This is a genomic window from Thiovibrio sp. JS02 (assembly GCF_053485635.1).
In genome coordinates, this window is sequence record NZ_CM130715.1 from 3,035,441 (window position 1) to 3,049,411 (window position 13,971).

The window sequence follows — 13,971 nt, forward strand, 5'->3', positions numbered from 1 at the left end:
CTCAGCGCACCTCCGGAAGGTTGACGGCCGGGCTCTGTCCCGCCGGCCGCCTCTTGACAAAATACCTGGACACCAGAACAAAGAAAAACGGGATGAAGATCAGATCGATGAAGGTGGCCGAGAGCAGGCCGCCGGTCACCGCGGTGCCGATGGCGTTCTGCGCCCCGGCGCCCGCCCCGCGGGTCAGGGCCATGGGCAGAGTGCCGAAAAAGAAGGCCAGGGAGGTCATGATGACCGGCCGCAGCCTGATCTTCACCGCCGCGAGCGTCGCCGCCACCAGTTCATGGCCCTGCTGCAGCTGCTCCTTGATGAACTGGATGATCAGGATGGCGTTTTTCGTCGAAAGCCCCACGGTGGTCAAAAGGCCGATCTGCAGATAGATGTCGTTGGGCAACCCCCGCATGGTGACCGCGGTCACCGCGCCCACCAGCCCCAGCGGCAGCATCAGCATGTTGACAAAGGGGATGGACCAGCTCTCGTAGAGGGCCGCCACGGCCAGAAAGACCACCAGCAGCGAGATGGCGTACAGGGCAGGGGCCTGGGCGCCGGCCTGTTTTTCCTCGTAGGAGAGACCGCTCCATTCAAAACCGAAGCCGGGTGGCAGCTGGGAGGCCATCTTCTCCATCTCGGCCATGGCCTCGCCGGTGCTCACCCCTGGAGCTGCCTGGCCCATGATCTGCACGGAGGGGATGCCGTTATAGCGCTCCAGGCGGGGCGAGCCATACTGCCAATGCGCGGTGGCAAAGGCCGAAAAGGGCACCATCGCGCCTTTGCCGTTGCGAACATGCCAACGGTTGATATCCTCCGGCAGCATCCGGTACCTGGCATCGGCCTGGACATAGACCTTCTTGACCCGGCCGTTCTCGATGAAGTCGTTCACATAGGAGCTGCTCCAGGCGGTGGCCAGCACGGAATTGATCTCCGCCAGCGGAATCCCCAGGGCTCCGGCCCGCACGTCATCGATGTCGAGCTTGAACTGCGGAGTGTCGTCCTGGCCGTTGGGGCGGACGGCAATGAGCCGGGGATTCTGCATGGCCATGCCCAGCAACTGGTTGCGCGCCTCCATCAATTTTTCGTGTCCCAGGCCGCCACGGTCCTGCAGCTGAAAGTCAAAACCGTTGGCCTGGCCCAGCTCGATCACCGCAGGCGGCGAAAAGGCAAAGGCCATGCCGTCCCTGATCTGGGAGAAAGCCCGCATGGCGCGGCCGGCCACGGCCGGCGCCTTCAGGTCCTTGCTCTTGCGCAGCTTCCAGTCCTTGAGCCGTACAAAGGCCAGGCCCATGTTCTGGCCGCGGCCGGCGAAACTGAAGCCGGTGATGGTGATGATCGCCTCCACCGCTTCTTTCTCGTTTTCGAGAAAATGGTGCTCCAGCTGCTCGATCACCTTCAGGGTCCGCGTCTGGGTGGCGCCGGCCGGCAGCTGCACCTGGCAGATGATGAAGCCCTGATCCTCATCGGGCAGAAAAGCGGTGGGCAGCCGCAGGAAAAGAAAAACCATGGCCGCGACAATGAGGCCGTACACCAGAAGATAGCGTACCGGCTTGCCGAAGGAGCGGCCGACCAGCCGTTCATACTGGGCCCGGCGGCGGTCGAACCACTTGTTGAACCAGCGGAAGAACGGGCAGTACCAGCCGCTTTCGCACGGCTCGTGCCCCTTGGTCACTGGTTTGAGCAGGGTGGCGCACAGGGCCGGGGTGAGGATCATGGCCACCAGCACCGAAAGGATCATGGAGGAGACGATGGTGATGGAGAACTGGCGGTAGATGACGCCGGTGGAGCCGCCGAAAAAGGCCATGGGCACGAAGACCGCGGTGAGCACGGTGGCGATGCCCCAGAGGGCGCCGGTGATCTGGCCCATGGATTTGATGGTCGCCTCACGGGGCGGCAGGCCCTCCTCGGCCATGATCCGCTCCACGTTCTCCACCACCACGATGGCGTCGTCCACCAGCAGGCCGATGGAGATGACCAGGGCGAACATGGTCAGGGTGTTGATGGAAAAACCGCTGGCCGCCAGAACCCCGAGGGTGCCCAGGAGCACCACCGGCACGGCGATGGTGGGAATCAGGGTTGCCCGGAAGTTCTGAAGGAAGAGGAACATGATGATGAAGACCAGGCAGACCGCCTCGATCAGGGTCTGGACCACCTCTTCCATGGAGATTTTGACAAAAGGGGTGGTGTCGTAGGGATAGACCACCTTCATGCCGGGGGGAAAAAACTTTTCCAGCTCCGCCATCTTGGCCTTGACCCGTTCCCCGGTATCCAGGGCGTTGGCCCCGGCGGCGAGCCGGATCGCCATGCCGCCAATGGGCTTGCCCTTGTAGCGCGACTGGATATCGTAATTTTCGGTGCCGATCCTGCATTCGGCCACATCCTTGAGCCGGACCGTGGAGCCGTCGGCATTGGTGCGCAGGACAATGGCCCCGAACTGTTCCGTGGTCTGCAGCAGGGTGCGGGCGGTGATGGTGGCGTTCAGCTGCTGCCCTTCCACGGCCGGCGCGGCGCCGAACTGGCCGGCCGAGACCTGGGCGTTCTGGGCCTGCAGCGCCGCGATGACGTCGGCCGGGGTCAGGCGGAAGTTTTTCAGCCTGTCCGGGTTGAGCCAGATGCGCATGGCGTTCTGGGAACCGAAGAGCTGCAGCTCGCCCACCCCTTCCAGCCGGCTGACGATGTCCTGGACATTGGAAACCATGTAGTCGCTCAGCGCATTGCGGTCCATGGAGCCGTCTTCCGAAACCAGACCGATGATGAGCAGGAAGTTCCTGGTGGATTTAACCACCGAGATCCCCTGGCGCTGCACCACCTGGGGCAGGAGCGGGGTAGCCAGCTGCAGCTTGTTCTGCACCTGCACCTGGGCGATGTTGGGATCGGTGCCTGCCCTGAAGGTGAGGTTGATGGCCACCGCCCCGGCGGAATCGCTGGTGGAGGACATGTAGATCAGGTTGTCGATGCCGTTCAGTTTCTGTTCGATGACCTGGGTGACGGTATCCTGCACGGTCCGGGCCGAAGCGCCCGGATACATGGCGTTGATCGTGATCTGGGGCGGCGCGATGGGCGGGTACTGCGAAACCGGCAGGGTCTTGATCGCGAGCAACCCGGCCAGCATGACCATGATCGCGATGACCCAGGCAAAGATCGGGCGGTTGATGAAAAAACGGGGCATGGGAAGACTCCTTTACTTTTTAACCGCCTGAGACTGCCCTTGACCGGCAGGGGAGGGTTCCGGCGCAGCCCCGAACGGTACCGCCTTGACCCGGGTGCCGGGACGCGCCTTCTGGATCCCCTCCAGGATCACCCTGTCGCCCGCCTTGAGCCCTTCGCTGACCAGCCAGTTGTCGCCAACCGTCCGCGAAACCTTGATGAGACGCGGCTCCACCTTTTCCTCGGCGCCGACCACCATGACCATGGCCTCGCCCTTGGGATTCCGGCTCACCCCGCGCTGCGGCACCAGAATCGCCTGTTCGCTGACCCCTTCCTGCACAATGGCGCGGACAAACATGCCCGGCAGCAGGAGCTGCTCCGGATTGGGAAAGAGCGCCCGCAGGGTCACCGAGCCGGTCGCCTCCTCCACGCTCACCTCGCTGAATTTCATGGTCCCGGCCAGGGGATAGGGGGTGCCGTCTTCCAGCAGCAGGGCGACCCGTGTCTGGCTGGCCGCATCCTCCCTGAGGGCGCCGGCGGCCAGGTCACGTTTCAGACGCAACAGTTCGGCGCTGGACTGGCTCACATCCACATAGACCGGATCGAGCTGCTGGATGGTGGCCAACGCCGGGGCCTGATTCGCGGTCACCAGGGCGCCGGGGGTCACGGCGGATCGGCCGATCCGCCCGGAGATCGGCGCGGTGATACGGGCATAGTCCAGATTGATGCGCGCGCTATCAACGGCCGCCCGGGCGGCAGCCACCTCAGCCTCGGCCTGCGCGGCCATGGCGCTGGCGTCATCGTATTCCTGCTGACTCACGGCCTTGACCGCCACCAGTTCCCGGAACCGCTCCTCCTTGAGCCGGGCCGGAACGAGATTGGCCTCGGCTTTGGCCAGAGCCGCCCCGGCGCTGGCATAAGCGGCCTGATAGGTGGCGGCGTCGATCTGGTAGAGCACCTGCCCCGCCTTCACCTCTGCCCCTTCGCTGAACAGCCGTTGCTGGACAATCCCCCCCACCTGGGGCCGCACTTCGGCGAGCAGGTACGCGTTGACCCGCCCCGGCAGCTCCATGCTGACCGGAACGCGCTGCGTATTCACCACCACCACCGCGACTTCCGGCGGCCCGCCCTGGGGAGATGCCTTGGCGCCCTGGTCTCTGCCGCAACCGGCCGCCAGCAGCCCGCAGGCCAGTACTCCGGCAATGACGATCATTCCTGTTGTTTGCGTAATGTTTTTCATGGTCAACTCTCCGGCCAAGGCCCAAACGAGTGAATATTCATTCCGACAAAGGAGATTGCCTATCTCCTGATGCCGTCCCAGCACGCCTCGATGGTCTTTGCGATCAAGACATCATCCATCCTGGTGAAATCAAGGATATGATCCCGCGCCACGACAAAAACAGGGCCAAAGGCCAGGGCACAGAGGACGGTGACGGGAAGATCCTTCATCACCTGTTGCGAGATCCCTTCCTCGAAAAGCTCGCGGAACACGTCGCGATCCGCGTTTTCCCCCAACAGCCTGGCCCTGCGGAGCGCTGCGCCGTAAGGCGAGTTGTGGAACTGCTCCACATAGCGGAAATCAAGGGGATTCTCAAGGAAATAGCGCAACAGGGCCGCGCCAAGCTGAAGAAACCGCTCCCGGATGGGGCGCGCTGGTTCGTACCCCTGCAGGATAAAGGGATAGAGCCGATCCTCTATCTCCCGATAGAGCGCGGAAATGAGGATCTCCTTGTTTTCAAAATACCGGTAAATCGTGCCGGCGCCAACCCCTGCCCGACTGGCGATCATGGCTATGGGCGCCCCGTGAAACCCGTGCTCGGCAATGATTTCGAGCGCGGCCCGGACAATCTCGTCGCGTTTTTCCATCTTCAGCATGCTTTTCCCAATTACCCAAAGGAGTGAACGTTCACTCCACACTAGCCCTAAACCGCCCAGCGGTCAAGAGTGATCGCTTGGGGCCAGAATTTTCCTCACCGCACCGCACACTTATGCCTTCATCCAGGTGCTTGATGAGCGGATAGATAAAAAATTCGATGATCCGCCGCCTGCCCACCTTGATTTCCGCGGTGACGCTCATCCCCGTCGTTGAGCCTGCAGAAAAACTCAACTCATTGTAATTTCGACTTTATTTGTGTGCGTGATCACTGTGCAATGACTGCGATATCCCGGAACACAACCGCTTAACATTTTCGTGCCCGGTACAGCATGCGTGTAGCCATCGCGGAGCCGCCCTTTGCCAACATCTGCCACATCATGTGGCCTGGACCGTTTTACCCTACGGGGAAAGAGAAAGGTGAACATCCAGTGGAACCTGTTCTGCATTGTCCACAACCTGAAAAAAGTGGCGAGATACGGGCCGAATATGGCGTAATAGGCGGTAACAAGCTGAAACTGTTTGACAACAAAGCGGATTCTGGCAAAGTAATGGAGCCGGAGGGCAGGAGCAGGCAAGAAAGAAGCTGGAAACAGAACAGATAAACCGGGAAGCCAAATCGGAAGCGGTAAAAAAATCAATCCGCCATTAGAGGGCGAACCATTTGAAATCGGGTTTTTCTACAGACTCGTTAGCTGTTGAAATTGCATCAGTCAGGTGTTTGACAAGGAGACAAAATGAAATCATCTGAAGTATTTACGCCTGGGAAATTTCCGGTACACACATTTGTGAACGATCACCTTCAGGAAAAGAAACAACAACTTCTTGATACCCTTGAGGCTGGGGCAATGTTGATCTCAATCTCCGGCCCATCGAAATCTGGGAAGACTGTATTTATCGAGGAATGCCTTGGCCGTACAAGCCTGATTCAGATAACAGGCGCTGGAGTAAACCAGCCATCTGACTTGTGGATGCGGGTGTTTGACATCATTGGCACGGAGCTTCCCGCTTCAATTTCAAGAGCAACCAGTAGCGGAAGCAAAGTTGGAGGGAAAGGATCGATTGAAGGTAACGCGTTTTTTGTAAAAGGAAAGGGCGAAGTTTCAATAGACAAAACCAGAACAGAAAATGAATCGTTATCAGCATCTTTGTCGTCAGATTGCTTACAGCTGTTGATTCGAGAGTTGAGTGGAACAGATCTGGTCATTTTTATAGATGATTTTCACTATATACCGCAGAGCGTACAGGCTGAGTTGGCGCAGCAGATCAAGGAGGCGATAAGGAATAATGTCAAGTTCGTTTGTGCGTCAGTGCCATACCGTGCCGACGATGTTATCCGTAGTAATCCTGATTTACGAGGTCGAGTATTTTCAATCGACTTTGAATACTGGGGCGCTGAAACTCTGAAGAAAATTGCATTTAAGGGCTTCGATGCACTCGGTATTGGATATAGAAATACGGCTATCGAGCAGCTTGTATCAGAAGCTGCTGGATCGCCCCAATTAATGCAATACCTCTGCCTGAACGCATGCTTCGAACTTGGAGTAAGAGAAAAGACTGATCAGGAGGTTGAGCTTCTGCACGAACCTCAACTTCACGCAAATATCTGCAGACGAACTGTGCAATCCACCGACTACGGGTCCGTAGTCGAACTCATGAAGGAAGGCCCAAAGACTCGTGGCTCAGATAGGAATATGCATGCAACCCGATTTGGGTGGCAAGGGGATGTCTATCGCTTGCTTGTCAAAGCGCTTTCCGTCGACCCTCCAACACTAACTTTTCGTTACAAACCACTGAGCGAAAGGATTCTTGGAATATGCATTGATGGTGGCCCCAGCGGGTCAAGCATTACAAGTGCATGCTCACATTCAGCAAAAATTGTAAATGATGCTGTAGGGACCAGGGTTGTGGAGTGGGATGGTGAGCATGATGTCTTTGACATACGTGATCCGTATTTCTTGTTTTATATAAGGTGGTCTGAGGCAGTGGATAGCTAATCGGGTAAGGAGGAGGTTCTCCCTCCCCCTCCCCACACCACCTAGCAAGCGGGTCCGCACTAGGCTTGGAGGGTGTAAAAAGGATTGTGTAAATGGCCATTCCGGGGGTAGAAAAGTTCGCCCCCAACCAAGGCAAGGTCGCTGTCGGTGAAATGGAAAAGTTCCGGAGCCAAGGCGGAGAGCTCTCCGGGAGAGTATGTAAGTTCGAGATAGTCGACAAGCTCGTCGCGAATCGACTCTTTTGCGGAATTGGCAAAGGGCGCCTGATCGAAGGTCACTGCCTTTTCATCGAAAAACAGCCCCAGAAGGGCCGCCAGGCCGCCGCCCAGGGAGTGGCCGGTGAAGGTGTATGTGATATTGGTATTATCCTGGTTTGCTTTTTTGATCTCCAGGTAATAGGCCGCTGCCTCCTTCAACTGCTCGGCGCAGGCCAGGCCGGTGGCCAGGTTGATATTTGCAAGCCAGTCCGGGTCGAACATCTCCGGGTTGGTGCCAGCAAAGGAGATGACGATTTCGTTGCCTCGTTGGAACGAGACCGCCTCAAAGCCGCTGGGCATGGTAACATGGGATAATGGTATTTCCGTCCATTCGGCTGGGACAGGGAATCGGTTGATCAGATCACGAGTTGAGCGATAAGCCACTCCCGCCATCAAAGCACAATCAATATCAAATTGTGTAGTCATGTATTTCCCCTCTGTCTACGTCAACACGTTTGGTTACTTTGAAATTCTATCTATCATGCGTCTTCCAATAGAGTCACCAGGGCCGATCCAAGCTCCCTTGTAAAACACCAATTCTTCGCAATTCACATTCGATCTCGTCTTCTTCGAATCAAGTGGTTTTCTGGTAAAAACACGGAGATATTGCACATCAGGGTTCTTTGCTTCAGTATTTATTTTTTTGACCTCCTCGGCTGGAACCGGCCCGGGATATTGGGTCAAACGTTGTTCGAATCGCCTTACCAAGCCGCTGATAACGAGATTCGCCTCTTTAAATTCAGCCGGTAATTCCTCCAATGGTATTCGTTGCCAACTCAGACCATCGTATTTGAAACACACATAGGGTGGATTCGGTCGGCCCCATTTGTTATACGCTATGCAACCGGCTGCGGTGGTCATGAGGTAAACCGTGTTATTTTCGATATATAATCCCAAGGGCAACAGGCTTGAATCTTCCATTGTGTTGCCGTAAGTGCTTTCCCATGTGATGGCCTGCCCGGTGGCCGGATGCACGAAAGAGACGATGTGCTCCGCCACGGGCGAGTCTTGACCGATCTCATGGCGACCGCCCCGGGTCTGCGACCGCTTCACGATGATCTTGCCGCCGTCATGGAGCAGCACTTCTTCCTTCCAGCTTGCCCCAAGACTAAACGGGAAATCTCCGACCAAGGCACAACCCGCCAGGGTGGCGACCAGAACCATGAACACGACACCTTTGACTATCCCAACCATCAGCCTCTTTTTCATGCCGCCAACCTCCATGCAATCTCATGTCGTCCAGAAAACTGTCGCTGATAGTTGTTTTCGTGTTGTGTAACCAGGTATCTATTGTCGGAACTCTGCATAATCCCCCCTCAAGGATTTGAATGTGAATGATCTCTGTCGGATGATGCTTGATGATGTCAGGCAACAAGTTTTGTAAATGAATGGATGCTCAGTGTCAAGGTTGATGGGTGATTATTTTGTCAGGCGGCTTTTCGGAAGTGCGTCGCGTCATTATCCCCGCCCCCGAAAATGGCATTACCCTCTCCGCCGGTAAGCAGATCGTCGCCCTGGTCATTTGTTGCCGTCAGGAAGAAACCGGCGTTGTATACGCCTGCATGGCACAGGCGATGAGCGCATGGGTGATGGAGGTCGGTGCATTGTCAATGTGAGAGCTCATGGTCAGGCCGCCGGACTGGGCGATCAGTTGCAGATCAGCGGTGAAGCGGTCGACCATTCCGTCTCCACCAGCCTGATGCTGGATCAGGCCTTCGAGAAAGTTGAGTTTGTCGGTTTCTGTTTTATTGGCAAACAACAACTCATCGAAGCTCATCTTCACCACATCAGGCAGCTTTTCCGTGACCCGCCGGAACTCGTCGTTCATGAAAAACGCTGTGAGCAGGGCCTGGGAGTGGAGGGCTTTCCGCAGATCAAGATTCTCCGGCGCAGCCCCTTGATTAATCATGGCCTGGTCGCCGATGGTCGAGAAAGGGTCAAGTATGGGAGTAGTCGAGAGGATCGCTCCCCCCACATAAAAACCGCTGATCTTCTCCTGCCGGGCGGCAAGGGCTCTGTCGGTGAAGGAGAGCAACTTCGGCGCCAGCTCAGATGGTCACCGATCCGTTATTTATTGGATTTCATTTGCGATATCATGAGACAGCAGTGAAGCGACAGCATATGTTGGAAGACAGAATGACAAAGCCCGGGAAAACCTTTTTCCTTGACCGTCTCAGGACATAGTGCTAATAAACACCTTTCCTGAAAACCCCCGTGTCGGGGCGTAGCGCAGTCTGGTTAGCGCGCCTGCCTTGGGAGCAGGAGGCCGGAGGTTCGAATCCTCTCGCCCCGACCAGTAATCGCAGTAGCTTGTCAAGCTGCTCCCCCTTATTGCATTTCATGGTATGAGTATGCAAGACAATCCCGGTGTGTTTGACACTGAAGGGGGAGTATTTTCCATCTGTTTTCGCTAAGACTGTATTTTGCCTGCCCGATAGTACATTTGTCCTCAAAAGTATTGACGCCTTGTTTTGCACTTGCTATATTGCCGGCGTTCATTTGGATACCGATCCCGGGTAGCTCAGTCGGTAGAGCAGGTGACTGTTAATCACCCTGTCGGGGGTTCGAATCCCTCCCCGGGAGCCAATATCTTGTTAGGCCGTCCTTCTTGGGGCGGCCTTTTTTTGTCTTCCGCAGGCCAGTTCTCCCGCCCCCAAAAGCCGCCTTCACTCGGTCCCTCCTGCCGGCAAAACCTTTTTCTCTGCCGGAACTTCGGGAACCCTGTATGCCAATCCCCGCCTCTGGAAAGAGGGAGGAAGCCCGAATGGCTTTCCGGCGACAATCCCCACCGATTTGAGACGTACCCGGCAGGACTCTTCCTCTGCCGGAATCTCCTCTCCCTCAAGGCCCATTTCCCAGAACCCGTCGCCCTGCCCCTCGACAGCCACCCGCTCCGGCAAAAGAGGCTCCGCACGGGCAGCATTATCTGCCTCCGCCTCCCTGCCGGCCAGGCTTGAGACGGAACCTCCGTTTCGCCCCAACTCCATGGCAACAATACCTTCGGCTGAAGCCGCCTGAACCCAGGAAGCCCCCATGAGCAGAAGAAGCAGGCAGCAGCCAGGAGTTACTGAAAAATCATGCCGGGCCTGGCGTTCTGGCCCTGTTGCCGTGGTCGCCGCAACCATTTGGCCGGGATTCTTTTTTTTCGATACCGCTCGCTTGTGGAATGGCATACAATGACTCCCGTGTCCTCAAGTTCCTGAAGAGGCTGCCCATGGCAGACGCTCGTTTACGGTCTCTTCGGTCATTACGCAGAAATACATTACCATTCAATACGATAGCAAAGAGGAGGCGTGGATGTTCGATTTTGTCTTTCACAACCCGACCAAGATCATTTTCGGCAAGGACAAGGAGGCCCTGATCGGCTCCGAGCTCAAGGCGGCCGGCCACGGCAAGGTGTTGCTCGTCTACGGACGGAAATCGGTGCAGAAAAGCGGCCTGCTGGACCGCGTCCGCCGGAGCCTGGCAGAGTCCGGGATTAGCGCGGTCGAATTCGGCGGGGTGGTCTCGAACCCCGTTCTTTCCCACACCAGGAAAGGGGTGGAATTGGCCAAACAGGAACAGGTTTCGGCCATTCTTGCCGTGGGTGGAGGCTCGGTCCTCGATGAGGGCAAGGCCATCGCGGTGGGCGCTCTGGCCAGTGAGGATGTCTGGCAATTTTATCTCGGCAAGACCGAGGTCAAAAAAGCCCTGCCGCTCTTCACCATCCTCACCATCGCCGCCACCGGCAGCGAGATGAACGGCAATTCCGTCATCACCAACGAGGAAAGCAAGCAGAAGTACAACATCGGTTCCCCCCACGTCTATCCGCAGGTGTCCATCTTAAACCCGGAACTGACCCATACGGTGCCGGCGGACTACACGGCCTACAGCGCCGTGGACGCCATCGCCCACGTCATCGAGGGGTACTTTACCAAGGAGCCCGGCACCCGCCTGCAGGACCGGCTGGTGGCGGCGATTGTCCGGACCGTCATGGAAACAACCGATCTCATCCTGGCCGAGCCGAACCACGCCCAGGCGCGGGCCTCCTTCATGTGGACGGCCACCCTGGCCTTGAACGGCCTGACCCCGGCCGGCATCGGCCTCTATTCCTTTCCGAACCACATGATCGAGCACTCCCTCTCCGCCCTCTACAACATCCCCCATGGCGCCGGCCTCTCCATCGTGATTCCGGCCTGGCTGAAGTGGTATCATTATAAAAACCCCATCCAGTTCGAGCTGTTCGCCAAAGAGGTGTTCGGGCTGGACTCGGGCACGGCCGGTATTGAGGCGCTGGAAAACTGGTTCGCCTCCATCAAGTCGCCCGTCCGCCTGCACGAGGCGCGGATCCCGGCGGAGGATATCGATATGATCGCGGAAAACGCCCATGGTCTTGCGACCCTCTGGGGTATTGCGGAGCTGTACACCAGGGAAAATATCAGCGAGATTTTGCGCCTTGCGCTCTAAGGCTGACGAGACAGGGAAAGGAGGAAGGGTTCTGCCGGAGAAGAGCGGGGGAAAAGCGGCAAAGTCATTCTGCCGCTTCCTTCGTTGAAAAAGGCCAGGGAAATCCTTTCTCACCCTCCTGCGCATGGCCGCCCCGGCCATGACGAACCAGAAAATCCCTGATCAACTCCCGGCGACTCAAGAGGGAGAGGCGGAAATAGATCGGGCTCAGCATCAAAATCCGTATTGCTTCACGTTTGCTCATTGGCCATGTCTCCCGGTGCGTTCTGCGCCGGGAGGTGTCCATCACCACCCGCCTGCACTGCGCTCCACATGTTGCCGCCGGAAAATGCAAAATGGATGCCGGAACCCCTGAAGTAAAATACTCTTTTCATTTCAGAATATTAGAGATCCGCCCTGTCGCTGGTTGGCCAAGATCTGTTCGTTTTCGACCAGAATCTGGCCGGTCCCATGTGCCAGTTTCTTGAAAAACGGCCTGTCAAAGCAAAAAAAGAATACTCTCCTGTTGCCTGCTCAGGCAACCGCCTTTTTCCTCGGGCAAAAAACAGACATACCCGTCGGCAGAGCCGTCCGCAAGGCCGACGGCCGCCAGCAGCGCTCCGGAGAACCGGGAGAAGGTTCCGCGCTTAAAAAATTCGTTCCGGTTGATGGCGGTGAAATGAGGCGGGCTGTTTTCCGGCAGGCTCCGCCAGAGAAAATCCCTGCTGGCCTTGAGGGGCTCGCCTTCAAGGTAGGACGGCAGCACCCGCTGACCGCTGAGCAGCCAGTCGAAGCGCAGGATCTCGACAAAAAGATCCCGGTCCTGCCGTTCGTTGGCAAGAGCATGGAGCATTCTGCCCAGCAGCTCCTGGGTTTTGGCAAAAGAAAAAAAATCCCTCCCCAGGCAGAGGTCGAGCAGAGTCTCGAAAAAGGCGAAGGGCTCTTCGCCCTTGGCTCTGAGGTATCTGAACACATTCCGGAAATACCGGTTGTTGTAGAAGGCCTCCAGACACTCGCCCAGCAGGTAGAGGCGCTGCAGACTCCGGGGCGGCAGCCAGCGGGTTGCAAGCACCGGGTAGGGGGGCGCCAGGGAGCGGATGATGCCGAACTCCTCCTGTCGCAGGCTGATCGGGGTGCCGGGCAGGATTTTCAGCAGGCCCATCTGGATGTGATGGGGGACCATGGCGAAGACCTCGTTCACCGAGGCGCGGAAGCTCTCTTCGCTTTCAAAGGGCAGGCCCAGGATCAGATCAAGATGCAGGTGGATGTTGTCGGAGGCCGCCAGCCTGCCGACATTTTCCCGGGCAAGGCCAAGGTCCATCCGCCGGTTCACCGCGGCCAGGGTTGCCGGATTGGTTGATTGCAGGCCGATCTCGAACTGGAACCGGCCCGGCGGCACCTCTTTTAAAAAGGCCAGCATCTCTTCGCTGAAGCGATCCGGGGCGATCTCGAAATGAAAGCGCGTCTCTCCGCCCTGGGCCAGAAGAAATCGCCAGATGGCCAGGGCCCGTTCCGGACTGGCGTTGAAGGTGCGGTCCACAAAGCGGATAATCTTCGGCCCATGGCTGAGAATCCCGGCGAGCTCCTCCCGCACCTGGACCAGATCGAGGTTCCGCACCCCCCGCGAAACCGAGGAGAGGCAGTAACTGCAGGCAAACGGGCAGCCCCGGCAGGACTCGTAGTAGATATTGCGGTTGGCCAGATGCAGGGGAAAATCTTCTTGCCGGTATGGCATGGCAAAGGCGGCGCCGGCCTCGGACCGGTACTCCGGCTGCAGGCTGTTTGCGACGAGGTCGCTGAAAAAGCGGGCCGGCAACCCCTCCACCTCGCCCCGCACCAGGGTGCAGCCGGCGGGCAGTTCCTCCTGCGCCATGAAGCTTGCCTCGGGGCCGCCAAGAATAATGGGAACCGTGGGCAGAATCCGGCGCAGATCGGCGATGAGCATCACGCTCACCGTCCTGTTCCAGACGGAAACGGAAAAACAGATCACCTCCGGCTCTTCAGCGGCGATGGCCACCAGGGTGGCGTAAAAGGGGTCGTTGATGGTGAGCTGATGCAGGGAAATCACGCTTTGCGGCATCGCCTCGGCAAAGACATTGCGCACATGAAAAAGCGCCGGGCAGGAGTGGGTATAGCGGGCGTTTAAGGCGATGAGGGATATTTTCATGGGCAAGTAAACAAGTGACAAGTGGTGAGGAACAGGATAAGAATAACGGATAATACAGGGTTGCCGCCCTTTTGTCACCCGTGCCGCCATCCTTTAAAAATTTTTCATTCTCCA

11 protein-coding genes, 2 tRNA genes and 1 pseudogene are annotated in these 13,971 nt (G+C 57.6%); 5 read left to right on the forward strand and 9 right to left on the reverse strand.

Annotation, left to right across the window (positions count from 1 at the left end; translation table 11 throughout):
* Window position 1: 1 nt before the first annotated feature.
* From ACUUL3_RS13925 to ACUUL3_RS13935, 3 genes are read right to left on the reverse strand one after another with little or no spacing between them, the layout of a single operon-like run.
* Window positions 2-3,160 (reverse strand): efflux RND transporter permease subunit, encoded by a 3,159-nt coding sequence (locus ACUUL3_RS13925; protein WP_448552309.1) that lies wholly within the window; start codon window positions 3,158-3,160, stop codon window positions 2-4.
* Window positions 3,161-3,172: 12 nt separating this feature from the next.
* Window positions 3,173-4,378, reverse strand: coding sequence for an efflux RND transporter periplasmic adaptor subunit (locus ACUUL3_RS13930; protein ID WP_448552311.1), 1,206 nt, complete (start codon window positions 4,376-4,378; stop codon window positions 3,173-3,175).
* A gap of 59 nt (window positions 4,379-4,437) precedes the next feature.
* Entirely contained in the window at window positions 4,438-5,013 is a 576-nt protein-coding gene (locus ACUUL3_RS13935) for a TetR/AcrR family transcriptional regulator (RefSeq protein ID WP_448552313.1), read from the reverse strand.
* Window positions 5,014-5,337: 324 nt separating this feature from the next.
* On the opposite strand from ACUUL3_RS13935, the pseudogene ACUUL3_RS13940 reads away from it, so the two are divergent.
* Both ACUUL3_RS13940 and ACUUL3_RS13945 read left to right on the forward strand, forming a co-directional pair.
* Window positions 5,338-5,509, forward strand: a pseudogene (locus ACUUL3_RS13940) (transposase); the annotation flags it as partial.
* Between the two features lie 239 nt (window positions 5,510-5,748).
* Window positions 5,749-7,008 carry a hypothetical protein gene (locus ACUUL3_RS13945; RefSeq protein WP_448552315.1) on the forward strand — a complete coding sequence of 420 codons (1,260 nt, stop codon included), beginning with the start codon at window positions 5,749-5,751 and terminating at the stop codon, window positions 7,006-7,008.
* A 59-nt stretch (window positions 7,009-7,067) separates the two neighbouring features.
* Here the strand turns inward: ACUUL3_RS13945 and ACUUL3_RS13950 are convergent, their stop codons facing one another.
* From ACUUL3_RS13950 to ACUUL3_RS13960, 3 genes are all read right to left on the reverse strand, one after another.
* On the reverse strand, window positions 7,068-7,565 hold the full coding sequence (locus tag ACUUL3_RS13950; protein ID WP_448552317.1) for a lipase family protein: 498 nt from the start codon (window positions 7,563-7,565) through the stop codon (window positions 7,068-7,070).
* Window positions 7,566-7,724: 159 nt separating this feature from the next.
* On the reverse strand, window positions 7,725-8,474 hold the full coding sequence (locus ACUUL3_RS13955) for a hypothetical protein (protein ID WP_448552319.1): 750 nt from the start codon (window positions 8,472-8,474) through the stop codon (window positions 7,725-7,727).
* Window positions 8,475-8,796: 322 nt separating this feature from the next.
* The gene (locus ACUUL3_RS13960) at window positions 8,797-9,300 is read right to left on the reverse strand and encodes a hypothetical protein (RefSeq protein WP_448552321.1); all 504 of its coding nucleotides are present in this window, start codon (window positions 9,298-9,300) and stop codon (window positions 8,797-8,799) included.
* A 183-nt stretch (window positions 9,301-9,483) separates the two neighbouring features.
* Between ACUUL3_RS13960 and ACUUL3_RS13965 the strand changes: the two genes are divergently transcribed.
* A tRNA-Pro gene (locus ACUUL3_RS13965) sits at window positions 9,484-9,561 on the forward strand.
* 214 nt (window positions 9,562-9,775) lie between these two features.
* Window positions 9,776-9,851, forward strand: a tRNA-Asn gene (locus tag ACUUL3_RS13970).
* Window positions 9,852-9,931: 80 nt separating this feature from the next.
* On the opposite strand, the gene ACUUL3_RS13975 is transcribed toward ACUUL3_RS13970, so the two are convergent.
* Window positions 9,932-10,438 carry a hypothetical protein gene (locus tag ACUUL3_RS13975; protein WP_448552322.1) on the reverse strand — a complete coding sequence of 169 codons (507 nt, stop codon included), beginning with the start codon at window positions 10,436-10,438 and terminating at the stop codon, window positions 9,932-9,934.
* A 124-nt stretch (window positions 10,439-10,562) separates the two neighbouring features.
* Between ACUUL3_RS13975 and ACUUL3_RS13980 the strand changes: the two genes are divergently transcribed.
* Window positions 10,563-11,711, forward strand: coding sequence for an iron-containing alcohol dehydrogenase (locus ACUUL3_RS13980; RefSeq protein ID WP_448552324.1), 1,149 nt, complete (start codon window positions 10,563-10,565; stop codon window positions 11,709-11,711).
* A gap of 64 nt (window positions 11,712-11,775) precedes the next feature.
* Here ACUUL3_RS13980 and ACUUL3_RS13985 read toward each other — a convergent pair whose 3' ends face one another.
* Both ACUUL3_RS13985 and ACUUL3_RS13990 read right to left on the reverse strand, forming a co-directional pair.
* Window positions 11,776-11,955: a hypothetical protein gene (locus ACUUL3_RS13985; protein WP_448552326.1), complete on the reverse strand. Its 180-nt coding sequence runs from the start codon at window positions 11,953-11,955 to the stop codon at window positions 11,776-11,778.
* Window positions 11,956-12,189: 234 nt separating this feature from the next.
* Window positions 12,190-13,857: a DUF4080 domain-containing protein gene (locus ACUUL3_RS13990; protein ID WP_448552328.1), complete on the reverse strand. Its 1,668-nt coding sequence runs from the start codon at window positions 13,855-13,857 to the stop codon at window positions 12,190-12,192.
* Between the last annotated feature and the right edge of the window lie 114 nt (window positions 13,858-13,971).